The sequence below is a fragment of the Halobellus ordinarius genome (assembly GCF_031823395.1).
Taxonomy (GTDB): domain Archaea; phylum Halobacteriota; class Halobacteria; order Halobacteriales; family Haloferacaceae; genus Haloquadratum; species Haloquadratum ordinarius.
This window is the reverse complement of sequence record NZ_JAVQKJ010000017.1, coordinates 13,833-38,764: the sequence shown is the minus strand read 5'-3', so window position 1 is coordinate 38,764 and position 24,932 is coordinate 13,833. Positions and strand designations below refer to the sequence as shown.

The 24,932-nt window shown below is 65.9% G+C and carries 23 protein-coding genes; 11 read left to right on the top strand and 12 right to left on the bottom strand.

From position 1 onward, the window contains the following. The first annotated feature begins 58 nt into the window (after positions 1-58). Positions 59-568: an LUD domain-containing protein gene (locus tag RJT48_RS19680; RefSeq protein WP_311174063.1), complete on the top strand. Its 510-nt coding sequence runs from the start codon at positions 59-61 to the stop codon at positions 566-568. Further along, positions 561-2,786, top strand: a complete 2,226-nt coding sequence (locus tag RJT48_RS19675) for an LUD domain-containing protein (RefSeq protein ID WP_311174062.1) — start codon at positions 561-563, stop codon at positions 2,784-2,786. The genes RJT48_RS19680 and RJT48_RS19675 overlap by 8 nt, the downstream gene beginning before the upstream one ends. A gap of 46 nt (positions 2,787-2,832) precedes the next feature. Here the strand turns inward: RJT48_RS19675 and RJT48_RS19670 are convergent, their stop codons facing one another. Further along, complete coding sequence (locus RJT48_RS19670; protein WP_311174061.1) at positions 2,833-3,840, bottom strand: PLP-dependent cysteine synthase family protein; 1,008 nt, start codon at positions 3,838-3,840, stop codon at positions 2,833-2,835. Positions 3,841-3,968: 128 nt separating this feature from the next. On the opposite strand from RJT48_RS19670, the gene RJT48_RS19665 reads away from it, so the two are divergent. Together RJT48_RS19665 and RJT48_RS19660 are read left to right on the top strand one after the other, a co-directional pair. Beyond that, positions 3,969-4,367, top strand: a complete 399-nt coding sequence (locus tag RJT48_RS19665) for a thioredoxin family protein (RefSeq protein ID WP_311174060.1) — start codon at positions 3,969-3,971, stop codon at positions 4,365-4,367. 131 nt (positions 4,368-4,498) lie between these two features. After that, entirely contained in the window at positions 4,499-5,224 is a 726-nt protein-coding gene (locus RJT48_RS19660; protein ID WP_311174059.1) for a sensor domain-containing protein, read from the top strand. Positions 5,225-5,266: 42 nt separating this feature from the next. Here the strand turns inward: RJT48_RS19660 and RJT48_RS19655 are convergent, their stop codons facing one another. Next, positions 5,267-7,522: a thioredoxin domain-containing protein gene (locus RJT48_RS19655; RefSeq protein ID WP_311174058.1), complete on the bottom strand. Its 2,256-nt coding sequence runs from the start codon at positions 7,520-7,522 to the stop codon at positions 5,267-5,269. Positions 7,523-7,706: 184 nt separating this feature from the next. On the opposite strand from RJT48_RS19655, the gene purD reads away from it, so the two are divergent. Together purD and RJT48_RS19645 are read left to right on the top strand one after the other, a co-directional pair. After that, positions 7,707-9,005: a phosphoribosylamine--glycine ligase gene (gene purD, locus RJT48_RS19650; RefSeq protein WP_311174057.1), complete on the top strand. Its 1,299-nt coding sequence runs from the start codon at positions 7,707-7,709 to the stop codon at positions 9,003-9,005. Positions 9,006-9,191: 186 nt separating this feature from the next. Beyond that, positions 9,192-9,701, top strand: a complete 510-nt coding sequence (locus RJT48_RS19645) for an acyltransferase (protein WP_311174109.1) — start codon at positions 9,192-9,194, stop codon at positions 9,699-9,701. A 60-nt stretch (positions 9,702-9,761) separates the two neighbouring features. Here RJT48_RS19645 and RJT48_RS19640 read toward each other — a convergent pair whose 3' ends face one another. The 4 genes from RJT48_RS19640 to RJT48_RS19625 all read right to left on the bottom strand — a co-directional run bounded on the left by RJT48_RS19640 (position 9,762) and on the right by RJT48_RS19625 (position 13,550). Beyond that, on the bottom strand, positions 9,762-10,613 hold the full coding sequence (locus RJT48_RS19640; RefSeq protein WP_311174056.1) for a mechanosensitive ion channel domain-containing protein: 852 nt from the start codon (positions 10,611-10,613) through the stop codon (positions 9,762-9,764). Next, entirely contained in the window at positions 10,613-11,428 is an 816-nt protein-coding gene (gene dacZ / locus RJT48_RS19635) for a diadenylate cyclase (protein ID WP_311174055.1), read from the bottom strand. The genes RJT48_RS19640 and dacZ overlap by 1 nt, the downstream gene beginning before the upstream one ends. An 81-nt stretch (positions 11,429-11,509) precedes the next feature. After that, the gene (gene proS, locus RJT48_RS19630) at positions 11,510-12,976 is read right to left on the bottom strand and encodes a proline--tRNA ligase (protein ID WP_311174054.1); all 1,467 of its coding nucleotides are present in this window, start codon (positions 12,974-12,976) and stop codon (positions 11,510-11,512) included. A gap of 82 nt (positions 12,977-13,058) precedes the next feature. Next, on the bottom strand, positions 13,059-13,550 hold the full coding sequence (locus tag RJT48_RS19625; protein ID WP_311174053.1) for a DUF7984 family protein: 492 nt from the start codon (positions 13,548-13,550) through the stop codon (positions 13,059-13,061). A gap of 227 nt (positions 13,551-13,777) precedes the next feature. On the opposite strand from RJT48_RS19625, the gene RJT48_RS19620 reads away from it, so the two are divergent. The 3 genes from RJT48_RS19620 to RJT48_RS19610 all read left to right on the top strand — a co-directional run bounded on the left by RJT48_RS19620 (position 13,778) and on the right by RJT48_RS19610 (position 16,962). Then, the gene (locus RJT48_RS19620) at positions 13,778-15,694 is read left to right on the top strand and encodes a beta-CASP ribonuclease aCPSF1 (RefSeq protein ID WP_311174052.1); all 1,917 of its coding nucleotides are present in this window, start codon (positions 13,778-13,780) and stop codon (positions 15,692-15,694) included. A 127-nt stretch (positions 15,695-15,821) separates the two neighbouring features. Beyond that, on the top strand, positions 15,822-16,010 hold the full coding sequence (locus tag RJT48_RS19615) for a hypothetical protein (RefSeq protein WP_311174051.1): 189 nt from the start codon (positions 15,822-15,824) through the stop codon (positions 16,008-16,010). 469 nt (positions 16,011-16,479) lie between these two features. After that, complete coding sequence (locus RJT48_RS19610) at positions 16,480-16,962, top strand: DUF7332 family protein (protein ID WP_311174050.1); 483 nt, start codon at positions 16,480-16,482, stop codon at positions 16,960-16,962. A gap of 23 nt (positions 16,963-16,985) precedes the next feature. Here the strand turns inward: RJT48_RS19610 and RJT48_RS19605 are convergent, their stop codons facing one another. Continuing rightward, positions 16,986-17,816, bottom strand: coding sequence for an endonuclease III domain-containing protein (locus RJT48_RS19605; RefSeq protein WP_311174049.1), 831 nt, complete (start codon positions 17,814-17,816; stop codon positions 16,986-16,988). 147 nt (positions 17,817-17,963) lie between these two features. Beyond that, entirely contained in the window at positions 17,964-18,413 is a 450-nt protein-coding gene (locus RJT48_RS19600; RefSeq protein WP_345784772.1) for a DUF371 domain-containing protein, read from the bottom strand. A gap of 353 nt (positions 18,414-18,766) precedes the next feature. Between RJT48_RS19600 and RJT48_RS19595 the strand changes: the two genes are divergently transcribed. After that, entirely contained in the window at positions 18,767-19,690 is a 924-nt protein-coding gene (locus tag RJT48_RS19595) for a coiled-coil protein (RefSeq protein ID WP_311174047.1), read from the top strand. A gap of 125 nt (positions 19,691-19,815) precedes the next feature. Continuing rightward, positions 19,816-20,922, top strand: coding sequence for a DUF373 family protein (locus RJT48_RS19590; protein ID WP_311174046.1), 1,107 nt, complete (start codon positions 19,816-19,818; stop codon positions 20,920-20,922). Positions 20,923-20,952: 30 nt separating this feature from the next. Here RJT48_RS19590 and RJT48_RS19585 read toward each other — a convergent pair whose 3' ends face one another. The 4 genes from RJT48_RS19585 to RJT48_RS19570 form a co-directional block, all read right to left on the bottom strand. Next, on the bottom strand, positions 20,953-21,147 hold the full coding sequence (locus RJT48_RS19585; protein ID WP_311174045.1) for a DUF7333 family protein: 195 nt from the start codon (positions 21,145-21,147) through the stop codon (positions 20,953-20,955). A 190-nt stretch (positions 21,148-21,337) separates the two neighbouring features. Further along, positions 21,338-22,120 (bottom strand): aldo/keto reductase, encoded by a 783-nt coding sequence (locus RJT48_RS19580; RefSeq protein WP_311174108.1) that lies wholly within the window; start codon positions 22,118-22,120, stop codon positions 21,338-21,340. Between the two features lie 95 nt (positions 22,121-22,215). Beyond that, positions 22,216-23,451: a digeranylgeranylglycerophospholipid reductase gene (locus RJT48_RS19575; RefSeq protein WP_311174044.1), complete on the bottom strand. Its 1,236-nt coding sequence runs from the start codon at positions 23,449-23,451 to the stop codon at positions 22,216-22,218. Between the two features lie 385 nt (positions 23,452-23,836). Next, positions 23,837-24,925, bottom strand: coding sequence for a DoxX family protein (locus RJT48_RS19570; RefSeq protein ID WP_311174043.1), 1,089 nt, complete (start codon positions 24,923-24,925; stop codon positions 23,837-23,839). Between the last annotated feature and the right edge of the window lie 7 nt (positions 24,926-24,932).

The window sequence follows — 24,932 nt, the reverse complement described above, 5'->3', positions numbered from 1 at the left end:
CGAGCGGTCCGAACGGGCGTATCCAAAGACCAATATCCACAGGGCCGAACTACCCCGTATGAGTAGGGGAACGATCGAAACGTTCGAGGAGTCGCTCGAACGGCTTGACGTCGAGTGGACGTACACCGACAGCGACGGACTCGACGCGACGCTTCGGGACGTATGCACGGATCCGACTATCGGCACGTCCCCGTCGGATCGGGACGTCGCGCTCCCGGAGTGGATCGAGACGGATCCGACGACAGAGGACCTGCGCGCGGCCCGGACGGGAGTCACCGCCGCGGGGGTCGGGATCGCCGACTACGGCAGCGTCGTGTTGCCAATGACTGACAGGGGGTCCGAACCGGCCAGTCTCTTCGTCGACCGGCACGTGGCCGTTCTCGACCGCTCGGACGTCGTCAGGGGGATGCCGGAAGCCTTCACGTGGCTCGGGGAGACGATCCGCGACGACGACGCCACGGGGTCGGCGATCGTCGCGACGGGTCCGAGCGCGACCGCCGATATGGGGGCGCTCGTCCGCGGGGCGCACGGGCCGAAAACCGTCCACGTGGTGATGCTCGATGAGTAAGGCACGGGAAGCGAAGGCGGCGGAGATTCGCCGGCTTCTGACCACCGAAGGTGAGGCTATCGCGGGCAACACCCAGGGATTCAATCAGGGACGCTACGACTCGGTGGGATCGCTCGACGACTACGGCGGCCTCAAAGACCGCGCCCGGGAGATCAAGGAGGACGCGATCGACCGCCTGCCGTCGCTGATCGAGCGACTCCGCGAGAGCGTCGAGTCGAACGGCGGCACGCTCTACCTTGCCGACGACGAGGCCGACGCGAACCGGTACATCCGCGACGTCTGCGCGGAACAGGACGCAGAGCGGGTCGTGAAGTCGAAGTCGATGACCTCCGAGGAGATCGAGGTCAACGAGGCGCTGGCGGCAGACGGCCTCGACGTCGTCGAGACGGATCTCGGCGAGTGGGTACTGCAACTGGCCGACGAGGCGCCGTCGCACATCGTCGCGCCCGCCATCCACAAATCGCGGGAGGGGATCGCCGACCTGTTCGCGGCGGAGTTCGATCCGGCGGACCCCCCGCAGACGGCGGAGGAACTCACAGCCTTCGCCCGGGAGCAACTTGGCGAACTGATCGAGGACGCCGACGTGGGAATGACGGGCGCGAACTTCATCACCGCCGACACCGGCACGATGGCGCTCGTCACGAGCGAGGGCAACGCGCGGAAGACAATCGCTGCGACGGACACGCATATCGCGGTCGCCGGCGTCGAGAAGGTGATTCCGACGGTCGAGGACCTCCAGCCGTTCGTCGAACTCATCGGCCGGTCAGGTACGGGGCAGGACATCACCTCCTACATCTCGGTCCTGACGCCGCCGGTCGACTCGCCGACGATCGACTTCGACGACGGGGAGGCACCGATCGAAGGCGGGAGCGACGACCGGGAGTTCCACCTCGTGTTGATCGACAACGGACGGATGGCGATGCGCGAGGACGAGGACCTCCGCGAGACGCTGTACTGCATCCGGTGTTCGGCCTGCTCGAACGTCTGCGCAAACTTCCAGCAGGTGGGCGGCCACGCCTTCGGCGGGGAGACCTACTCCGGCGGCATCGCGACCGGCTGGGAGGCCGGCATCGAGGGTCTCGACACGGCTGGGGAGTTCAACGACTTCTGTACGGGCTGCTCGCGCTGTGTCGACGCCTGTCCGGTGAAGATCGATATCCCGTGGATCAACACAGTCGTCCGCGACCGGATCAACCGCGGGGCGGATCCGAGCGCCTTCGACCCGCTCGTCGAGGGACTCACACCTGACGCCGAACCCGGCGGCGTCGACCTCCAGAAGCGGCTGTTCGGCAACTTCGAGACCCTCGCGCGACTCGGCAGCGCGACCGCACCGGTCTCGAACTGGCTCGCCGACGCGGGCCCCGTCCGAGCGGCGATGGAACGGTTCGTCGGCGTCGACCGCCGCCGGGACCTCCCGACCTTCGAGCGGGAGACCTTCCGCGCGTGGTTTCGGTCCCGCGACTCGACCGTTGCCGATCCGGTGCGGCGGGTCGTGCTCTATCCGGACGTCTACACGAACCACGTCCAGACGGAACGCGGCAAAGCGGCCGTCCGGGCGCTTGAGGCACTGGACGTCGACGTCGTGGTCCCCGACGTCGGCGCCTCGGGGCGGGCGCCGCTCTCACAGGGGATGGTCGCCACCGCCGAGTCGAAGGCCAGGGAGGCCTTCGCGGACCTGGAACCGTACCTCGACGCCGACCGCGACGTGGTCGTGATCGAACCCTCCGATCTGGCGATGTTCCAGCGTGAGTACGAGCGGCTCCTCCCGACTGAGGCTTACGAGCACCTCGCCGACAACTCTTACGAGGTGATCGAGTACGTCTACGGCCTGCTCGAGGCCGATGGCGAGCTATCGGCGCTATCCGGGCCCAAGTCGAGCGGCGGCGCCGGTGGCGCTGAGAGAGTCGCGTATCACAGCCACTGTCAGCAGCGCACGCTCGGGCTGGAACGCCACACTGAGGCAGTACTCGGCCGCCTGGGCTACGACGTGGTGACCTCAGATGCCGAGTGCTGCGGGATGGCCGGCTCCTTCGGCTACAAATCCGAGTACTACGACCTGAGCGTGGCCGTCGGCGAGGATCTGGCCGAGGGGTTCCGCTCCGACGTGGCCCGCGATCGGACCGTCGTCGCCTCCGGGACCTCCTGTCTGGAACAGCTCGATTCGCTCTTAGACCGGCCGTCGACGCATCCGATCGAACTGATCGCGCCCGACGGTTGATCGCCCCCGACGGCTGACCGCGCCGGAGGGCTGGGCTACCGTACTTTCAATCGAACATTCCCGTCGACATATACCGCTCGCCGCTGTCCCAGAACACTGTGATGACCAGCGGCGGGTCATCGATCGTGCCGGCCGCGTCGTCGCCCGCTGCTTCGCTTTCTCCCCGTGCGTCGCTCTCGCCGAGCCCATCGATGACGTAGCCAGGCTCGGGCTCGGCGGCTGCGTCGGGATCCGCGATCCGCTCGGCGACGCGCTTTGCGGCGAGGTTCGAGGCGCCGGAGGACTGCCCGACGAGGATCCCCTCCTCGCGGGCGAGTCGGCGACACTCCGCCTCGGCCGCGTCGATGGTGACCGTCTCGACGTCGTCGATCAGATCCGTGTCGAGGTTCGGGCTCACGAAGCCCGGGCCCATCCCCTGGAAATCGTCGATCCCGGGCTCGCCGCCCGAGAGGACCGCGTTGTCCGCGGGCTCGACGGCGACGATCTCCATCTCCGGGAACTCCTCGCGGAGGCGGCGGCCGATCCCGGTGATCGTCCCCCCGGTGCCGACGCCCGCCACGAGCGCGTCGACGGTCCGATCGCCGATCGCTTCGAGGATCTCCGGCCCGGTCGTCAGGTAGTGCGCCTGGGGGTTTGCGGGGTTCTCGAACTGCCGGAGCTGCACCATTCCTTCCGTTTCCTCAAGTTCGTCCGCCCGGTCTTTCGCCGCCGAGATGTCGCCGTCGACGAGTTCGATGTCGGCGCCGTAGGCGTTCATTATCTCGCGCCGTTCGGGCGACTTCGAGCCCGGCATCACGACCGTGAGGTCGTAGCCCTTGGCTGCGGCGACGACCGCGAGGCCGATCCCGGTGTTCCCGCTCGTCGGTTCGACGAGGGCGTCGCCGGGTGAAATTTCCCCTTCCCGCTCGGCGCGCTCGACCATCGCGAGCGCCGGCCGATCCTTCGCGGAACCGCCGGGGTTCTTCGATTCGATCTTCGCCGCCACCGTCGCCCCTGCCGGGGAGTCGACGCGGACCAGCGGCGACCCGATGGCTTCCAACACGTTCGCGTGCATCGTCCGACTCTTCGACGGAGGGACACAAGACGGTGACGACGGCGGCGACGCTACCCTGTCCCCGACACTGCGGCTCCCCGACCGCCCGCACCGCGAGATTTACGCCCGCGGGCGTCGTACTGTTGGATATGTCAGAAGCAGACAGCGAAGGCGACGCGACGAGCGGGCAACTCGAAACGATGCGACCGAACCCCGCTTGGGACGCAGATTCCTACGAAGACGTCGTGGAGGCACTGAGCGAGGACGGACTCGTTTTCCGCGTGTGGGGTGGCGACTGGTGCGGCGACTGCCGCGGCCAGCTGCCTGATTTCGGCGCCGCGCTCGACGCAGCAGACGTTCCTGACGAACGCGTCCACCACTATCCTGTCGAGAAGGAAGACGACGGCAGCAAGACCGGTCCGCTCGTCGAGGAGTACGACATCGAACTGATTCCGACCGTCGTCGTCGAACGCGACGGTGAAGAGGTTGCCCGGTACGTCGAGGACGAGCGGGTACCGATCGCGGTCTACCTCGCAGAGCGGCTCTAAGTGCGAACCTGATCTATCGGCGGCGATCCCGCCGCCGTGAGTCCGGTATAGACGGCGCCCGTCACCGGATATCGGTTAAATTCCCGTTTTACTTTTCAGTCGATTAACAGTCCGCGGCAGCGAACCCCCGGATGGAAATGTCCACCGCTGAAACGACCGGTTCCCCGGAGACCCTCCGCGGACTGGGCCGTCGATTTCTCGGCGCACCGGTCCGTGCACAGACGTACAAGAACCTCCTCTATCTCCTCCTCGCGTTCCCACTCGGTATCGCGTACTTCGTCGGCCTTCTGACGGGCGGGACCATCGGCGTCGGACTCCTGCTCACCTGGGTCGGCCTGCCGATCTTGCTGGGGACGCTGGCGGCCGCGGCCGCCGTCGCCGGCTTCGAGGCTCACCTGGCGAGACGGCTCGTCGGTGTCGAGGCCGCGGTCCCCGCGTTCCTTCGCGATCTCGACGTTCGGGAGGGAATCGCGTTGCCCGGAGACGGCTTCCTCGCAGCCGTCAAACGGCTCGTGACCGCCCCCTCGACGTGGACGGCCGTGGTTCTCCTCCTCGCGAAGTTCGTGTTCGGCCTCGTCTCGTTCGTCGCCGTCGTCACGAGTGCGTCCGTCACCGCCGCGCTGCTTGCGGCGCCGTTCGTCTACGACGCCCCGGCGGAAACGATCAGTTTCCTCGGCAGTGCACCGAGCGGTGCGTACACCGTCGGTTCCTGGGTGGTGACGACTCTCCCCCAGGCGCTCGCCGTCGCCGCCGCCGGCGTCGTGTTCCTGTTCGTCGCGCTGAACCTCCTGAACGCCCTGGCGCGCTTCCACGCGCTCTACACGGCGAAACTCCTCCGAATCGGGAACAGGCCCTGACAGCGGCCTTTGTCGCACCTGCCGGCACCTTCCCTTTCGCGATCAGTCCGCTGCGCCAGGTTCGTCGGCGGAACGACCGAACCACGCAAGCGCCTCCGACAGCGAATGTGCCGGCGGCGAGCAGGCACGACCCTCACAGGCGTACACGGTGGATTCACCGTCACGCGCCTCCCGTCCCTTCCAGATCGGTGGCGCCTCGTCCAGATCGAGCGCGTCGAGCCATCCGTCGAGTGCGTCGTCCGTCCCTGGGCGCGGAGAGATCACGACGCCAGGGAGGTACGTCGACGCGAGCGACTCGCGGAACGAGTCCGGAACCCCGACGGCCGCCTCGGCGGCTTCCACGTCGGATCCGCCGGCCGCTCCTTCGCCGGAGCCATCGGCCTCTCCGTCGTCCGCGATGACGATTTCCGACCCGCCGCCGGCGCGTTTGTCCGCCGCGAGCGCCAACGAGACGTGTTCGAGCGGACGCCCGCGGATCCGGTCGGCGTGGGTATCGAGGACGGAACCCGCGACTTCAGCAAACGCCGCCTCGGGTGCGAACGCATCGAGATCGAGAAGCAACGACGCCGCAACCCCTGCACTCGATGGCGTCGACTGGTCAGTGAGTTCCTGCGGCCGCGTCACGAGCGTCTCGCCGTCCGCTGCGGTGAGATACAGCGTTTCCGCGTCGTCGTCGTAGAACGCCTCGACGACGACACGCACCAGATCGAGCGCGAACCGCAGGTGTGAGACGTCGCCGGTCGTCTGATACAACTCGAAGGCCCCGCGGGCCAGAAAGGCGTAGTCGTCGAGGTAGCCCTCTCCCTTCACGTCGCCGTCTTTGTAGCGCCTGGCGAGTCGCTCGCCGTCCCAGAGGTGTTCGCGGACGAAAGCGAGCGCATCTTCCGCAAGCTCGGTGTAGGTGTCGTCGCCGAGCACCAGCCCGCCGCGGGCGAGGCTGCCGATCGCGAGGCCGTTCCACGACGTGAGGATTTTCTCGTCGCGCCCGGGTCTGATGCGCGACTCGCGGGCCTCGAACAGCGCGTTCCGCGCTTCGGCGAGGGAGTCGACGACTTCCGATTCGGAAAGATCGTGCCGTTCCGCCAGATCTGGGATCGACGCGGCGATCGTGAGGACTGTTTTCCCCTCGAAGTTCCCCGCCTCGGTCACGCCGAACCGCTCGCGTGCGAGTTCGGCCGTGCGTTCGTCGTCGATCGCGGCGTCGACCGCTTCCGGCGTCCAGACGTAGAATTTCCCCTCCTCGCCGTCGCTCTGGGCGTCGAAGGTGCTGAAGAAGCCGCCCTCAGCGTGCCGGAATTCCCGCTGGAGGAAGTCGAACGTCTCGCGGGCGACCGTCGCGTAGGTCTCCTCGCCGGTGAGCTGATACGCCGAGAGGTACACCCGCGGGAGTTCGGCGTTGTCGTACAGCATCTTCTCGAAGTGCGGCACCGTCCACTCCCGGTCGGTGGCGTAGCGGTGAAAGCCGCCGCCGACGTGGTCGTACATCCCGCCGCCGGCCATCGCATCGAGCGTCGTCGTCGCCGCCGACAGCGCGTCTTCGTTTCCGGTCTCCGCGTGCGAGCGGAGCAGCGCCTCGACGCGCCCCGGCTGGGGAAACTTCGGGCCGCCGGAGCCGAACCCGCCGTACTCCTTGTCGGTCGCCCGGAGTGCGGACGTCGCGACCGCGCCGAGTGTGTCGGCGTCCACTGCCTCGCTGCCGCCACCTGTTCCGGGCCCCCCTGCGCCCGCCCCGGGGCTCTCTTTGGAATCGGATCCGCTCGACGGCGTCGTCTCCAGTTCGTCGCGGAGCGCGTCGGTCCACTGCTCGGCGCGGTTTTCGATCTCCTCGCGGTCCGTCTCCCACGACGAGGCGAACGACCGGCAGATGTCGAGAAAGCCGGGGACGTTCCCCCGCCGCGGATCCTCGGTCTTCGGGAAGTACGTGCCGACGTAGAAGGGCTTGCCCTCGGGCGTGAGCCACACCGACAGCGGCCACCCGCCGCCGCCAGTGACGAGTTGGCAGATCGTCTGGTACACGCGATCGAGGTCGGGCCGCTCCTCGCGGTCGACCTTGATCGGCACGAACGAGTCGTTGAGGACTGCCGCGACGTCCTCGTCCTCGAAGCTCTCCTCGGCCATCACGTGACACCAGTGGCAGGCCGAGTAGCCGATCGAGAGGAAGATCGGTCGGTCTGTCGCCTGCGCGGCAGTCAGCGCCGCCTCGTCCCACGGCTGCCAGTTCACCGGGTTGTCGGCGTGCTGCCGGAGGTACGGGCTCTCCTCCCCGTCGAGTCGGTTCCGCGAAAGGGGATCGTCCATACGGCTCGTACGTCGCCCGCGCGGAAAAAGCGGTTGACCCCGGCGATCGATGCCTGCCCGCTGAAAGAGTTGACCTCGGCGACCGCTGCTCACCCTCCGAGGAACCGACGATGATACACGATGATGCGTACTTCTCGGCCGCAGAAGAGCAACCTTTAGGCCGGCGTGCCCACGTCCCTCGGATATGTCCACCACGGAGACGGTGCTTCTCGTCGGCGGCGGCGGACGCGAGCACGCGATCGCCCGCGCGCTGACGGACGATTCGTCGTGTGAACTGTACGCGTGTGCGAGCAACCGCAACCCCGGGATCGCGGCGCTCGCCGCGGGCTTCGAGACGATCGAGGAGACGGCCGTCGATGACGTCGTCGCCTACGCCGAAGACGTCGACGCCGACCTCGCTGTGGTCGGTCCCGAGGCAGCCCTGGAAGTCGGTGTCGCCGACGCCCTCGACGAAGCGGGCGTCTACACGTTCGGTCCCGGCGCCGAGGCCGCCCGCATCGAGACGGACAAGGCGTTCCAGCGGGAGTTCATGCAGTCGGAGTCGATCCCTGGCTGTCCGGACTTCGCCGTCTTCGACGAGATGGAGGCCGCCTGCGACTACATCGACGAGTACGACGGCGACCTCGCGGTCAAGCCCGCCGGCCTCACGGGCGGGAAGGGGGTGAAAGTCATCGGCGATCAGGTGACCGCGGCGGAGGCAAAGGAGTATCTCCGCGAGAACGACTACGACCAGGTCGTCTTAGAGGAGCGGTTCGTCGGCGAGGAGTTCACCGTCCAGGCGTTCGTCGCGAACGGCGACGTCCGCACGACGCCCGCGGTCCAGGATCACAAGCGCGCCTACGAGGGCGACGAGGGGCCGAACACCGGCGGGATGGGCAGTTACAGCGACGCCAGTGCCGAACTGCCGTTTATGACCCCGGCCGACTACGCCGACGCGGTCGACATCCTGGAGGCGACCGTCGACGCCCTGCCGGACTACAAGGGCGTCCTCTACGGCCAGTTTATGCTCACGGCCGAGGGTCCGAAAGTCGTCGAGTTCAACGCCCGCTTCGGCGACCCCGAGGCGATGAACACCCTCCCGGTACTCGAGACGTCGTTCCTCGACGTCCTGACCGCCGCCCGCGACGGCGAGTCGCTGCCGGACCTGGATTTCGCCGCGCAGGCGACCGTCTGCAAGTACGCCGTTCCCGACGGCTACCCCACGGACCCCGAAAGCGGTGCAAAGATCACCGTCGACGAGGAGAGCGCCGGCGACGCGCTGCTGTTTTACGCGAGCGTCGACGAGCGCGAGGACGGCCTCTACACCACGACCTCGCGCTCCTTCGCCGTCGTGGGCGTGGCCGACTCGATCGCGGCCGCAGAAGAGCAAGCCGAAGACGCGCTCGCGGCCGCCGGCGACGGGCTCCGCGTCCGCCACGACGTCGGGAAGGCGGACCTGGTCCAGCGGCGGATCGATCATATGAACGATCTCCGCGGCGACTGACGGCTCCCCGGCCAGGTCCGCGGCAGCCGAGGACGAGCGAACCTTTTGGTGCCCGGCGGCTTAGGGACGGCCGTGAGCATCGACGACGGCGAGGACGACGAGGCGGGTGGCGAACCCGGAACCGAGACTCCCCACGGACCGGCCGATACCGACCGGTTCGATGACGAGGGGCCCAGACACGACCGCCTGAGGCACTATCCGACACCCGACGTAGCAAACTCTCTGCGCAACTGGACTGATGCGAAGCCGGTGTGGCGGGTCGTTCTCAACTACCTCCTGGTGTGGGTCGCGCGGATCGCTCCTTCGCTCCGGGTTCGCAGTTGGGCGCTTCGACGACTGGGGGTGACTGTCGGCGAAGGCGTCTCGTGGGGGCTCGAAGCGACCCCGGACGTGTTCTGGCCGGAACTGATCACACTCGGCGACGGGGTCGTGGTCGGCTACGACTCGGTGATTCTCTGCCACGAGTTTCTGCAGGACGAGTACCGGACGGGCGAGGTCGTCGTCGGCGACGGCGCGATGATCGGCGCGAAAGCGGTGTTGCTGCCGGGCGTCAAGATCGGCGAGGGCGCAGAAGTGGCGGCGAACTCACTCGTGACCCGCGACGTTCCCCCGAACACGACAGTCGCCGGCGTCCCAGCGCGGCCGATGGGCAGCGATACGGACGGGGACGATGAGACAGACGAGTCCGACGCCTGATTACTCGCGGAACCGGACGACGACCTCTGATTACTCGCGGAACCGGACGACGACCTCTGATTACTCGCGAATCCGGACGACGCCGTCCTCGAAGACCACGCTGTTGGGGACGATGAACTCCTCGCCGTCGTTCTCGACGTGGGTCACGAACAGGTTCACTTCCTGGACGATTCCCCGCGTCTCGCCGATGCGGACCTCGTCACCGATCGTAAAAGGCTGATTCAACAGGAGATACGATCCCGCGGCGCCCGATTTCAACAGATCGGAGAGGGCAATCGCAGTCAGGAAGACCACCGCAAAGAGGTACGCAGCAAGCAGGAGGAGGAGCGCGAGGGTCGCGACGCCGAGCTGTGACAGCGCAATGAGCACCGCCACGTAGAACACGGTGAACTTTGCGAGTCGCGGGAAGACGCCGATCTGGGCGATCTTGACCCCTGTGAGCCACTCGCCGACAATGAGCTGAACCTTGTCGCCGACGACGATGCCGACGATGAGGATCACGATCGCGAAGAACAACTGCGGCAGGAACTCGATTGCTCGCCCCCAGAAGCTGCCCGCGACGGCGACGTTGGCGACCGAAAGCACCGCTAAGAAGGTGACACCGAGGATGAAAAACCGGACCAAGGTTCCGAGTACCTCGACTGTTGACGTGTCGAACTCGCGGGCCGTCCGCTCGAAGGCCGTCCCCTCGATCGCTTCGGGAACCCCGAGGCGGACCAGCACCCGTTTCGTGAAGGCGCCAAGTACGATCGCCAGCAGAATGCCGACGACCACGACGAGCAGCGTCGCCCAGATCCGCCGGGGGAGCCTCGAGAAGACGTCGACGAACGGCGAGGGATCCAACTGCAGCGGGGCGTCCACGGCCACGTCCACGCCGCTGGCCTCAGGCGGGGCGAACTCACTCCGGGTCATCAGTACTCCTCCGGATCGATCTCCAGAATGATCTCGCCGCTCTTGAACGCCCGGACGAGGCCGTCGGATTCGGAGAGCACGATCGCCGTCGCGTTCGTGTCGCGGGTGATCGCCGCGCCGGCCATGTGCCGCGCGCCGAGGCCCTTGGGGATGTCGACGCCCTCTGCGCCGGGTTCGAGGTAGCGGTACGCGCTGACGATCTTCCCGGAATCGGAGATCACGAAGGCGCCGTCCAGCCGCGAGAACTCCTTGAGCATCACGTTCACGATCGGGTCTCCGACGTGGACGTGGGACTTCTCGAAGGGGTTGTACGACAGCGGCCGGGACTTGTTCATCACCTTTCCGGCGTCACCGACGACGAACAGCGCGCCGACGGGCTTGCCCTTCTGGCCCTTCTTGCCGAGTTCGATCGCCACCTCGAAGACGTCCCGGATGACACTGGGGTCCGCCCGGGAGTTCGAAAAGAGGTCGTAGATGCCCGACTGCATCGACTCGTCGACCCGGAGGCGGACGACGCTGTCGGGGTCGCCGTCGAATATCCGAACGCTACAGACGATGACGTCGCCCTCCTCGACGAGTTCGCGCTCGAACGCGCCCTCGATGCCGAACTTGATCCGGTCTCTGACGTTGTCGAACTCCAGGGGGAGTTCGACGTACGTCTCGGCGTCGACGGCGTTCTCCGGGGCGACGACGACGATGTCGGCGTCGAGATCGGTGTCTGCGAACCGCTCGTAGTGGGAACTGCTCGGCGAGAACAGAAACACGCCGTCTACGTCCGACACGACATCTCCCAGGAGGTCCGATAGCGCCGACATTACTAGTGGTACTCGCCGGGTGCTGTAAAGCGTTTGGGAGTCGTCACACGGCTGTCAGACGGTCGATTCGCCGCAGAGAGATCAGTACGACTTCGCGAAGTACGCCGTCTCGGCGGCGTCGTCGTCGCAGATCGCACACACCTCGCCGTCGTGGATCTCGGCGTCGGGATCGTCCAACGGCACCATCACAATCTCGGCGGCGATCTGGTCTTTGATCTCGGCCTCGCAGTCATCGTCACCGCACCACGGCGCCTTGACGTAGCCGCCGTGCTGGCCGATCGTCCCCAGGATCTCCGCGCGGCTGTCTGCCTCGCGGACGTTCTCCTCGAGGTTCTCCTCGGCGGCGGCGTACAGTTTCGCGTAGATCTCGTCGAGGTGCGACTGGACGGTGTCGGCGATGTCGTCGCGGTCCGCTTCGGCCGACTCGCCGTCGGGGCGGTGGACGAGCGTGACTGCCCCTTCTTCGGCCTCGTTGGGGCCGATCTCGATCCGCAGCGGGACGCCCTTCAGCTCCCACTCGTTGAACTTGAATCCGGGGTTGCGCTCGTCGCGGTCGTCGAATTCGACGCGGATACCCGCGGCGTCGAGGTCGTCGGCGACACCCTCGGCGTATTCGAGGACCTCGTCTTTGGTGTCGGCCTGCCAGATGGGAACCACGACGACCTGCTCGGGCGCGATCGCGGGCGGCAACACGAGCCCCTGATCGTCCGAGTGCGTCATAATGAGCGCACCGAGCGCCCGCCAGGACAGCCCCCACGAGGTCGTGTGCGCCATCTGGGTCTCCTCGTCCTCGTCGGTGTAGGTGATGTCGAACGCCTCCGCGAAGGACGTGCCGAGGTAGTGGGAGGTCGCCCCCTGGACGGACTTGCCGTCGGGCATCAGCGCCTCGACGGTCGTCGTCGTGTCCGCACCGGGGAACTTGTCGTGTTCGGGCTTGGCACCGCGGAGCACCGGCATCGCGAGCAGGTCCTCGTAGGTCGCCTCGTACTGGTCGAGTCGGCGGGTCGTCTCCGCCCACGCGTCGTCGCGGGTCGCGTGTGCGGTGTGGCCCTCCTGCCAGAGGAACTCCTTCGTCCGGAAGAATGGCTTCGTTTCGGTCGCTTCCCAGCGGACCACAGAGGCCCACTGATTCACCCGCAGCGGGAGGTCACGGTGACTGCGAACCCACTGGGAGATATAGGGGGTGATGATCGACTCGGAGGTGGGACGGACGGCGAGTCGCTCCTCCAGTTCCTGGTTACCCGCGCGTTCGACCCACGCGACCTCGGGGTCGAACCCCTCGACGATGTCCTTCTCGCGTTCGAGGTAGCTCTCCGGGATGAAAAGCGGGAAGTAGGCGTTCTGTACGCCCGTGTCCTTGAACAGGCCGTCCAAGTGCGCCTGCACCCGTTCCCACAGTTCGTACGCCCGCGGTCGCGTAACGATGAAGCCGCTCATCCCCTCGGGCGCGTAGTTCGCCAGCCCGGCCTTCTGGACTACCTCGGCGTACCACTCCCCGGTGTTGTACTCTTTGGACTCGGTGATGCCGAGTTCCTGGTCGTCGCTCATTACCCCTTTCGAGCCCCAGGGCGGCCTTAAATCTCCTGAACCGCCCGCCACGGTCGAAAAGCTATCCGGTCTCCGCTTCCGGTCACTCCAGAGTCGCCGGATCGACCGCGAAGGGACTTCCGCCCTCCTGCCACGACCACCCGGGCAGTCGCGTCTGGAACCCCGCTGCCAGCGCGGCGTCGAGGTCGTCGGCGCCGGCCCCACCAGCCGAGTGGGTCGTGACGTCCGCGTAGTGGAACGTCGCCTGCGCCAGAAGCGACAGCGGCGCGCCGCCCGCGATCGTCGCCGCGAGTTCCCGTCCCAGCACCTCGTCGACGACGAACCCGGGATAGTCGTCGCTGACGTCCAGTTCGCGGAGTAATCCGACGTAGGCGGCAGCGTTGACGGCGACGTCGCCCGCGGCGAACACGGTGGCGACCTCCTCGTGGTACCGCGCCTCGGACACGGCGTCGACGTCCGTCTCGAACACCTCCCCGAGTCGCCGCCGGGTCTCGTTGATCAGGGGGACGACCGTCCCGGCGCGCTCGCGGACCCACTTTGCCTCCGACTCGACGCGTTCGGGCGTGACGTTCATACGCACCCGGAAGCGGCGAAGGGGTTTTCACTTTGCGAAGGCTTTTATATGCCGGCGGATATATCCCGAAACAAGCGGGTTCTCCCTCTCTCCGCGCAGATGTCGCAAACGACAGTCGCACAGGACGCGGGGCGTTTCGCTGACGCATCCCCGTCCGACGTCACACCGAGGAAGGGACACCCGATCCAACGGCCGTCCCCGAGGACTCCGACGGGCCGCTCTCAGTTATGAATTCAGTCGACACTCAACTCGAGGAATTGAAACGGGAAGTCACGGCGGAACTACCGGCCGACGTCTCGGTGACGGACGTCACCTACGAGGGTCCGGAACTGGTCATCTACACCCGCGACCCGCGGCGGTTCGCCGAAAACGGCGATCTGGTCCGTGAGCTGGCGGGAAAGTTCCGGAAACGAATCTCCGTCCGTCCTGACCCGACGGCGTTGACGCCGCCAGAACAGGCCCGCTCACGGATCCGTGAGCTCATCTCCGACGACGCCGGCGTCACCGACCTCGATTTCTACGAAGACACCGGCGAGGTCGTCATCGAAGCCGAAAAGCCCGGCGTAGTGATCGGGCACAGCGGCGCGACGCTCCGGGAGATCACCCGCGAGGTCGGGTGGACGCCGGACGTCGTCCGGACGCCGCCGATCGAATCCTCGACCGTCGAGAACGTCCGGAACTTCCTCAGGCAGGAACGCGAAGAGCGCCGTGAGATCCTCGAGCGGGTCGGCCGCGGGATCCACCGCGAGGGGCTCGCAAACGAGGAGTGGGTCCGGATCTCGATGCTCGGCGGGTGTCGCGAGGTCGGCCGATCGGCGTTCATCATCTCGACGGCGGAGACGCGAATCCTCGTCGACTGCGGCATCAAGAAGGGGAGAGAGGAGCGGCCGTACCTACAGATCCCGGAAGCGCTCGGTGCGGGGGCAAACTCGATCGATGCCGTCGTGCTCACGCACGCACATCTGGATCACTCCGCGCTCGTCCCGCTGCTCTTCGACGAGGGCTACGACGGGCCGGTGTACACGACAGAACCGACGCGGGATCTGATGGGACTGCTCCAGTTGGATTACCTCGAGCAGGCGGGCGAAGACAGGGTGCCGCCATACGGTCCCGAGATGGTCCGCGAGGCGATCAAGCACACGATCACGCTGGACTACGGCAACGTCACAGATATCGCGCCCGACATCAAGCTCACGCTGCACAACGCCGGCCACGTGCTCGGGTCGGCGATCGCGCACTTCCACATCGGCGACGGCCTCTACAACGTCGCGTTCTCCGGCGACATCCGGTATACGGACTCACGGCTGCTCGACGGCGCAGTGAACGACTTCCCGCGGGTAGAAACGCTCGTGATGGAGTCTACCTACGGCGGCCGCAACGACTACCAGACGGACGGGGAAGACGCCGAACGGAAACTCGCTGACCTCGTGACCGAAACCTACGAGCGGGACGGCACAGTCGTCATCCCAACGCCCGCAGTCGGCCGATCGCAGGAACTGATGCTCGCGCTCGCGGAGGCGATGCGGAGGGACGAAATCCCGACGATGCCGATCCACCTCGACGGGATGATCTGGGAGGCGACAGCGATCCACACCACCTATCCGGAGTATCTCCGCGACGATCTACGGGATCGCCTCCTCGACACCGAAGACAACCCTTTCCTCGCCGAGGCGTTCAACAATATCGAGGGCGACGACGAACGGGCGGCGGCCGCAGACGGGGAGCCGAGCATCGTGCTCGCTCCCTCCGGGATGGTCACCGGGGGACCAGTGTTGTCGTGGCTCCGGCAGGTCGGCCCCGATCCGGACTCCCGGCTGATATTCGTCGGCTACCAGCCGAAAGACACGCCCGGCCGTCGGATTCAGAATGGCGCCGAGGAGGTCACGATCGACCGGGGCAGTACCGGCGGACGCCAGGAAACGGTCTCGCTGGGATTGGAAGTCGACACGGTCGACGGCTTCTCGGGGCACGCGGACCGCCAGGGCCTGGAGAACTTCGTGACGACGATGAACCCCCGTCCGGAGAAGGTCCTGTGTGTCCACGGCGAAGAAAGCGCCGTCCAGGACCTCTCTTCGGGGCTGTATCACGATCACAATCTCCGAACCTTCACACCGAAGAACCTCGAAACGTTCCGGTTCCGGTAGGCAGTCATCCGTATTTGCACCTCTGCGAAGACGAAAGAATCCAGTACGGTGACCGTTCAGTAGAGAGAGCGTCTACCGCATCGAACTCTTCCCCGACAGCTATTGGTAATGGGGTCGATAGCAGAGTATGTACGTACGCGGACAGCTCTACTTGGCGGGGGTGATCGGTGCCTCGATGTCCTACATCTTCAACGTGTTAGCCTTCACTGGCGAATTCGACGTAATCAGATGGAGTGTATTCAAAGCGCTGTTTCTTGTCGTCTTCGCTGGCTTCGAGAAACTCATTGCTTGGGCCGATTCGCCAAAATCCGACTAGTCTACACGGAAGCGCGATTCGAAAGTTAATTCGGTGAATTTTGTCGAATCAACTACTGCAGCTCGCCCAAGACAAGCGGGATTGGGTTCAGTACGGGCCCAACTGCAAAGCACTCAAATCCTCCCGAAGCATAGGTATCGATGCCGATTGTGAAATCGGCACAGGGGGAAGGAGAAGGCAGTTCAGTGGCACCCCTCCTTCCCCTGTACCATTCATTGGTACTTTTCGTCAACAAAATAAAACCACCATTTTGCGCGGAAATTCAGCGCTGATTGTCCCCCGAACGGATCGTTTTCACCGTCTTTAGCGATGCGAGAGACACGTGGGATCGGCGGTTTCACTCTCTTCGGGTCAGAACAACACCACCCGCAGGTTGCATCCGATCGATCGAAGAATCGGTTCGAACAACCCTATCAAGGCTGAGAACTGCGTCGCGGGACTTAATCCGGGGTATCTCGAACCGGGGAGTATGTGCGGCCGTCCCTCGTTCGCCGTTCGCCTGTTCGTCGCGTTCGTGCTCGTGGCGTCTGTCGTTGGTGCCGTGGCAGTGCCGGTCGGAGCGCAGACGACCGAGGACTCGTCCGGTGATTCGACGTCCACGACCGACGAGCGGCGCTGTTTCCCGCCCGGTGGCCACGATCTATCGATCGGTGACGGCAATCCCCACATCAACGTGACCGTCCACACCTCGCTTTTCACCTCGCCGGCCCCGCCGAGCGCGCTCGGGCTGTCGGCCCACGGGGTCGCGCTCGACACCGACATCGTCGCGCTCCGGACGGGCGTGCTATTGGACGAGACTCCCGACGGGGTATCGACGGCTGCGGTCTGGGACTCGTTCGTGATACTCTTCGATTACCGTCTGTCGCTGCCGATGTTCGCCGGCACTACCGACGATTCGACGTACGAGCCGACCGGCGGCCCGGTCTCGGGCGTCGAGACGAGGAGTTGCTGAGCCGGGAAGGCTTCCCCTCACCGCTAGTCGCCGGCGGCCTCGACCGGATCGACGACCGTCTCCGTGACTTCGTCGACGCCGACGCGATCGCAGTGGTCGTAGAGTGGACACGCTTCCGGCCCGTCGAGACAGGCCGGCTTGCGGGCCGTGCAGTACTCGCGGCCAAACTGGATCATCGCCGTGTGGCCGAACCCGCACTTCTCGCCCGGGACGTCAGCTTCGAGATGCTCCCGAACCGTCTCGTGGTCGGCGTGAGCGGGCGCAAGGCCCATCCGGCGGGCGATGCGGTGGACGTGCGTGTCGACTGGGAAGACGCCGTCGCGCCCGCCGGCGAAGAGGAGCACGCAGTCGGCGGTCTTCGGGCCGACGCCGTGGATGTCCAAGAGCGCATCCCGCACGTCGCCCGGCGCTTGTTCCCTGACGAACCGATCGAACCCGACCGCGCCGCCGTACTCCTCGCAGATCCGCTCGGCGGCACCGATGATCATCTCCGACTTCTGGTTGTACAGGCCCGCCGAGGAGATGGTCTCCGCCAACACCGACTGTTCGGCGTCGGCGAGAGCGACAGCGAGATCGTGGTCGTTGGCGCCGTCCTCCCGGGAGTAGTCGTCCGCCCCGTACTGCTCCATCAGGGCGTCGTGAGCGGGCTGGCTCGCGACGTCGCTCGTGTTCTGTGAGAGGATCGTCCGCACCAGCGACTCGAAGGCGTCCTTGCCGCCGTAGGTCTTCTGCCAGTACAACTCGCCCAGTTCGTCGACGACAGCCTCCGCACGTGTTCCAGCGTCCCCGACGCCGAACGCCGCTGCCGCGGCGTCGTCGCCGCCGCTGATGTTCTCCTGCGGTTCCTCGGCCATAGACGCCGTTCGTAGGGGAGCGACAAAAGCCGTCGGGCCGTAAGTCGAACGCGGGACGTCAGGCCGTCAGCTTCGTCCTCGCCCTCAAGGGCGAGGCTTTCGCCTCGAATTTTCCGTAAGTCGGACGCGGGGATGTCGACAGAGCGCCTACGCCATTCCACCGTCTGCGGGTTCGACCGCCAGTTCGACGCGGAGATCCGCACCCGCTGCGAGCGCGTCGACGAGGTCGCGGTCCAGATCGGCCGCCGCCGCGTCGGCGTCGACGAGCACCGTCCGGTCGTCCACGTAGTCGCTCGTCCGACCGACGTGGCTGCGTTCGTTCTCGAAGGAGAGCTCCGGATGTCCACGGCCGACGATCGTGGCCGTGTGCGTGTCACCCTCGTCGGTCGTCGCCGTCAGGGTAGCTCGGATCGTCGCGTCGCGGTTGCGACAGGCGTCGACGAACGCGTCCGCAAAGGCCGTGGGAGCCCGATCGGCTTCGACAGCGAGGATACAGTCGCCCGCGGGCGTGAGCCAGTCGTCGGTCGTGATCTCGAAGGTGCTCCCGTGTTCTGCGGAGACGTTCTCGTGGCCGCGTGCGTGCACGACTTCTCGCATCTCCCCGGGTGGACTGTCTTCCATATCCCCGGTTGGACGGCGGCGCGGTAAGTCTCGCTCGGTCCGAAGAGCCATCGATCGTGGGTGTCACCCTCACACTTCTTTATATACCCTCCCCCGAACACTGGGAATCCCTCACACGCCACAGTCACGCGATGTGTGAGCGGTTTTCAGGCGATCGATTCACCGGCAAGTTTATATACGGTAGTGGTCAATGTGTAGTCACCAGAACGCCTCCGGCGTTCCGGCGGCACAGCACGCAGAATGATCGGGAATTCTTATCCACGGTTGACAGCGATCGACGAGCGGCCGCCACGGTCCGGAGCGGTGATGGTATCGAGGATTGATTACGTATGGTGACACAAGAAGAAGTACTTCAAGAGTACGACGTACAGGAACTCAAAGACACGGATAACATCGAGCTTACCGACGACAAGCTCGATAACGGCTCGAAAGGCCAGCTCATCAAGGTCGCGGGGCAGCTCCGTGATCGACGAAACGAGCTGAATCAGATGGCCTCCGAGCGCGCCTCCAAGCGCGACGACCTCAACGCGAAGACCCGCGAGAAAGTCGACGAGGCCCAAGAGCACCGCGAGAAACGCGACGAGCTCAACGAGCAGGTCCAAGAGCACAAAGAAAAGCGGAACGAGCTCAACGCGAAGGCCAACGAGCTGTTCGACAAGGTCGAGGAGATGAAAGAGGACCTCGAGCTCGACGACGGCAAAGACATCGAGGAGCTCGAAGAGGAGATCGAGCAGCTCGAGTTCCGCCAGCAGACCGAGGTGCTCTCCACGGAGGACGAGCGCGAACTCATCGAGAAGATCGAGGACAAACGCGACGAACTCCGCGAGAAGAAGGAGAAAGTCGAGGACAGCGGTGAACTCGAAGCGCTCATCGAGGAGGCAGAGGAGGTCCGCTCGGAAGCCTCACAGCACCACCAGAAGGTGACGGAGCTCGCCGACGAGGCCCAGGAACATCACAACCAGATGATCGAGGCCTACCGCGAGGCCGACGACATCCGCGACGAGGCCGACGAGATGCACGAGCTGTTCGTCGAGGCCCAGGAGGCCGCCGACCAGCACCACGAGGACTTCGTCCGCGTCCAAAAGCGCCTTCGCGAACTCGACAAGCAGGAAGAGCAGGAGCGCGAAGACGAGCGCGAAGAGGAGCGCGAGGCCGCCAAAGAGGAGGCCGAGGAGATCTACCAGAAGTTCAAGGAAGGCGAGACCCTCGACACCGAGGACCTGATGAAGCTCCAGAAGACGGGGCTGCTGTAGACGCCGGAGATCCGCGGATCCGTCCGGACCGTTTTTCGCTTTTTGTCGATCGACGAGCCTCGGCGCCGTCGATACCAGCGGTCCCAACCACGAAGGTTTTAACTGAGTGAATCCTTCGCACACCCGTGACGACGCTCGTCCTCTGTGTGGATCGGTCGGGCGACATCGGCCGAGCCGCGGGGCTGGAGACGCCCATCGTCGGCTGGGAGGCCATCCAGTCGCTCGTGACAGACGTCGGACTGGCCGATCCCGAGGATTCGAGCGTCAACTGCATCCTGGAGTCGCTGCGGGTCGCCCGCGACCTCCGTGACGAGCACGAGGAGACGGTCCTGGCTGTCGTCTCCGGCGGCGCCGACACGCTGGTCGGGGCCGACCGGTCGCTGTCAGCGCAGGTGGACTCCCTCGTCGCGGAGTACGAACCCGAGTCTGCCATCGTCGTGCTCGACTCCGCGAACGACGAGCGTGTCGTGCCGGTAATCGAAAGCCGGGTCCGCGTCGATTCCGTCGACCGGGTGGTCGTCCGACAGGCCCACGACATCGAATCGACGTACTACCTGCTGAAGCAGTTCCTGGCCGACGAGGAGCTCCGGACGACAGTGCTGGTACCGCTCGGCGCAACGCTGCTTTTGCTACCAATATTGCTGACGCAGTTTCCGCCAGCGGTGGCGCTTGCGGGGCTCGCGGCGCCGCTCGGTGCCGCGCTGCTGTACAAGGGGCTGGCGATAGACGAGTACCTCTCGGAGATGCCGGAACGCGTGCGTGCGGCGCTGTACTCCGGACGCGTGTCGGTCGTTACGTACGCAGTCAGCCTCGGACTGGGCCTGGTGGGCATCTTCCTGGGTGCGCTCTCGGTGAGTCCGGGCGCAGGTCCCGAGTCCGTCGTCGTCCGGGCGATGCAGTTCACTTACAGCGCCGTCCCCTGGCTCGCGCTCGCTGCGTTGACCGCGAGCGCGGGGCGACTCCTCGATGAACTCATCGGCGCCGAGGAGGTGAGCACGCCGTATCTGAATCTCCCGTTCGGGGTCGTCGCGCTGGGGTTCGTGGTTCGTGGATTCGCCGGCTGGTTCCTCCAGCGTGAGGCCGTCCTCGCGGATCCACGGCTGTGGGGCTACGTGATTACGCCCCAACAGCGGCTTGCAGCATTCATCGTCGCGGGGATCGTCGTCAGCCTCGTCGGCGTCAGGGTGGCCGCGAGCGTGACCGGCGAGTCGCTCGACGACGTCGTGCAGTGAGCACGCCGCGCGACGGAAGGCGCCGACGGCTCAGGATGCCCGCGTCCGGTGTTCGCCGTGCTTGACGCCCAGAGCGACACAGATTACGCCGAAAACCAGCATCGCGGGAGTGACCATCATCAACACTGTGCCCGTGGCCATCACACCGGCACCGATCAGGACGGCGGTACCGGCGACGACCAACGCGAGCAGTATCGCGGCAGTCGTCGATAGGGTAAAGTCCATACAGATGGCCTTAGGGCGGGGGTCTCAAATCGGTTATCCCCGTCGCGCATTCGCAGAGCTCACCTGGGAGAGCCAGTCAATCCTCATACTGATTACTCTCGTCTCTTCCCGCCGAGCGCCATCCCCGTTGGCGGCGCTCGGCGGGAAACAGTGAGAGTAATCAGTATCAGGCGATCGCTGGCCCCGACCCTCACCAGGGAGCGAAGCTCGGATCGAGCTGCCGTTCGGTCCGATCGATCGCGTCGATCGCAGCGATGTCCTCGTCATCGAGGTCTACATCCAGCGAGCGCCAGTTGTCGAGGATGTGCGCCTCCGTCGAGGCCTTGGGAATTGCGGTGACGCCCTTCTCGCGGAGCCACGCGAGCGACACCTGCGCCTCGCTCACGCCGTGTTTCTCAGCGACCTCCGATACTGTCGGAACCTCGAACACCTCGCCGCGTGCGAGCGGCGAGTACGCGACCAGTTCGACATCGCGGGCAGCACAGTGCTCACGGAGCCGCTCCTGCTGGAACAGGGGGTGCATTTCGACCTGGTTCGCGAAGATCTGCGCCTCGGTCAGCTCGATCGCCTCGTCGACCTGCTCGGGGAGGAAGTTGCTGAGGCCGACGTTTTCTATCGTGCCCGCGTCGGAGAGTTCGTCGAACGCTCGAAGCGTCCCCTGGGGGTCGTATTCGCCCGACGGCCAGTGGACGTACAGCAGGTCCACGTAGTCGACGCCGAGCTTGTCGAGGCTCTCTTCTGTCGATGCGAGCACATCGTCGTACGAGAGCTCGCTGATCCAGACTTTCGTCGCGAGGAAGACCTCTTCCCGGGGGACGTCGGCGGCGGCGATGCCGCGCCCCACGTGCTCCTCGTTCCCGTACGCCTGTGCGGTGTCGATGTGCCGGTAGCCCGCCTCCAGCGCCGTCTCGACAGTGTCGGCACACGTCGCTGGGTCGTCGTTCTGCCAGGTTCCGAGTCCCAGCATCGGCATCCCGTTCGCGAGCGGAGCGCGTCGCTCCTCGTCGTGACTCATACGAACGCACAGGATCGCGGTCCAGTTAGGCGTTCGGGCGGCGGCCCGACGCGTCATTCAGCGAGCCGCTGCTTCGCGAACCGCGCGAGTAGGGGGACGTCATCGAGGTGGACGAGTTTCGAGAGGCTGCGGATGCTGCCGGTGTTGGCGTCGCTGAGCGTCTCGACGTCCATCGCGTTCAGGTCGTTCATCAGGCGGTCGTAGCGGTCGTTCGACGCGAGGTACAGCAACTGGGTCATCGTCAACCGCGTGCGCATATTCGGCGCGACGCGGGCGTGCCAGAGGTCGTCGTAGGTCGCCATCGCGTTCGCGGAGGTGTCCCGCTCCGATCCCATCAGACACCGGTCTGCCGTGATGGCGGCGGCGCGCGCCGACTCCATACACTTGTGGATACCCTCCCCCCACAGCGGGTCGATGGTCGGGACGGTATCACCGATGGCCATGAAACTGTCCGTGCTGAGGTCGTCCGGCATCTGGATGTGTGCGCTCCCGCGGTGCTGTTGTTTGTCCGCGATCCGCTCGGCATCGGAAAACCGTGGGTCAGTCTCCAGCCAGTGGGTCAGGTGGTCGTCGATGCTCTTCGACGTGTCGCCGTACTGCTGGTAGCTTTTGTTCTGGATGTAACAGATGCCGACCTTCGCGGTGTCGCCGCCCGTGTGGAAGATCCACGAGTAGCCGCCGGGCGCGTACTCGTGGTCCAGACGCAGCATCATCGCGTCGGTCAGATCGGCGAACTCGGGATGGTCGACGTCGACGCCCTCCATCTCCCACTCGATGCCGACTGCCTGGTTCTCCCGTTCGAGGTTGCAGACGTCGAGTTTCTTGGCGAGGGGCGCCGCCGGCCCCGTGGCGTCGACGACGATATCGGCGTAAACCTCCTCGTCGCCGGCGTACTGAACGCCGACCACCTCGCCATCCTCCACGATTGGGTTGTTCACGCGGGCCTCGAAGCGGTACTCCGCGCCGTGCTCGCGTCCCTCGGCGACCAGCCACCGCTTGAAGTCCGCGAACTCCAGTACTGCGCCGGGCTGGTTCTGGACGAAGTGCTCGGTGGGCGACTCGAGGATGACCTCGTCGGTGTAGTTCATCACGACCTCGTCGGGAACCCCGAACGCGCCAGTCATCGCCGCGAACGTCCCCGCCGTGGACTTGTTCGACTGCCGCGGGAACCCGTCTTCGGGTTCGGCTTCTAACACGAGTACGTCGTACTCGCGCTGCGCGAGGTCCCGCGCGCACTGTGCTCCGGCCGGGCCTGCGCCGGCGATGACGACGTCGTAGTTCTCAGACATAGCGTAGTTCCGTAGTGTGTATTGGCTGCGGACACCGGTGTGCCGGTGCAGTGGTCGCGCGAACGCCGCGCCGCGAGTGCTGTCCGGCCTTTTCGCGTCCTCGACCGGCCGCCGCGGCGTTCGAAATCACTATTGTTACCTTGCATTGGCGCGCGGGTAAAAAACGCGCCGGAACATTCCTGATGCCCGCGAGAGGGCGGAATCCCGCTGTCGACGAACGCGAGATGGTGTAAGGTGGGTGGATCGCCGAGGGTGGAATCCATAGACGCCGCCCTCACCGGCGCGGACGCGCTCGCAGTCCGACACCGATACGTCGGCTTCCGCAGGGTGCGGCCTCATCGTCCAACAGGGCCCAAAGCGGCCGGTCGTGGAGTCTTGGCTCCGTCTACGCCGACGAGGGCTCGGCGCTCGTTGGGCCGGCGCCGAGTCGGCGGCGGAGTCGGGGCACGACCGTCGAATCGATCGAGAACCGCCCCGCGCCGGTCACCATCAGCGCCGACGAGAGCCCGAAGAGCGTGACGTGCGCCAAAACCGGGTCGTCCGGGAGGCCGAAGAGCGTGGTCGTCAGGATGACGAACGCCGCCGCCGCGGCCCCACGGGTGAGCGTGCCGGTGAGGAGGAAAACGCCGACTGCGGCCTCGACGAGGCCGGCACCGAACACCCACAGTTCCGGGGAGACGGGGACGACCGCCGTGAGGTCGTACTTCGCGACGACGGCGGCCGCCTGTGTCGGCTGGAGCCACTTCTGGACCACCCCGAGGTAGATGAAGTTCGCTCCGAGAAACACCCTGATCGCGAGGGGCGCAACAGCGGGCGTGAGGCCGAGCGCCGAGAGCACGTCCTCGGGTTTCGGGAGCCCCTGGAACCGACTGAGAACGGTGCCTTCGGTGGCCACCATCCGCCGGAGCATCATATCGGCGCTTGGCTGCCCGGGGCCGACGAGTACGATGCCGAGGAATCCGGCGAGGTACTCACTCGCCAAGAGCAGGTCGGGGAACTGCCCCGCCAGCGCCCACAGGTAGGTCAGCAGCCCGACGATGGCAACCGCGCGCGTCGCGAGCCCGAAGAGCAACAGAAAGCCGATACCGACCTGCAGCAGTCGTGCGTTCACGGCGACGCTCGGGGAGAACAGGTACCCCGCGAAACCCGCCCCCACGAGCGGCAGACCGATCGAGAGCCGGAGCATCCAGGGGAGGTACGGACGGTAGGATGCGAGCGTCTGCCGCGCCACCTCGATGTCCCGAAGCGATCCGGAAAACCGAAGGTATCCGACCGCGGCAGCCGTAGCGAGGATGCCGCCGGAAGCCAGCAGCACGAGCGCCAGCGGGGACGAAAACACCGCTGCGAAGAGTTCGCCCGCGGATCCGGGGGCTGTCCCGTCGGTGACGTAATCGACGTGAGCGACAGCGGAGCCGGTCGCCGCGTGCAGGAGTGCGAACGCGGCTGCAACGCTGAGGAGGGCTCGTAATTTCATAGAAACA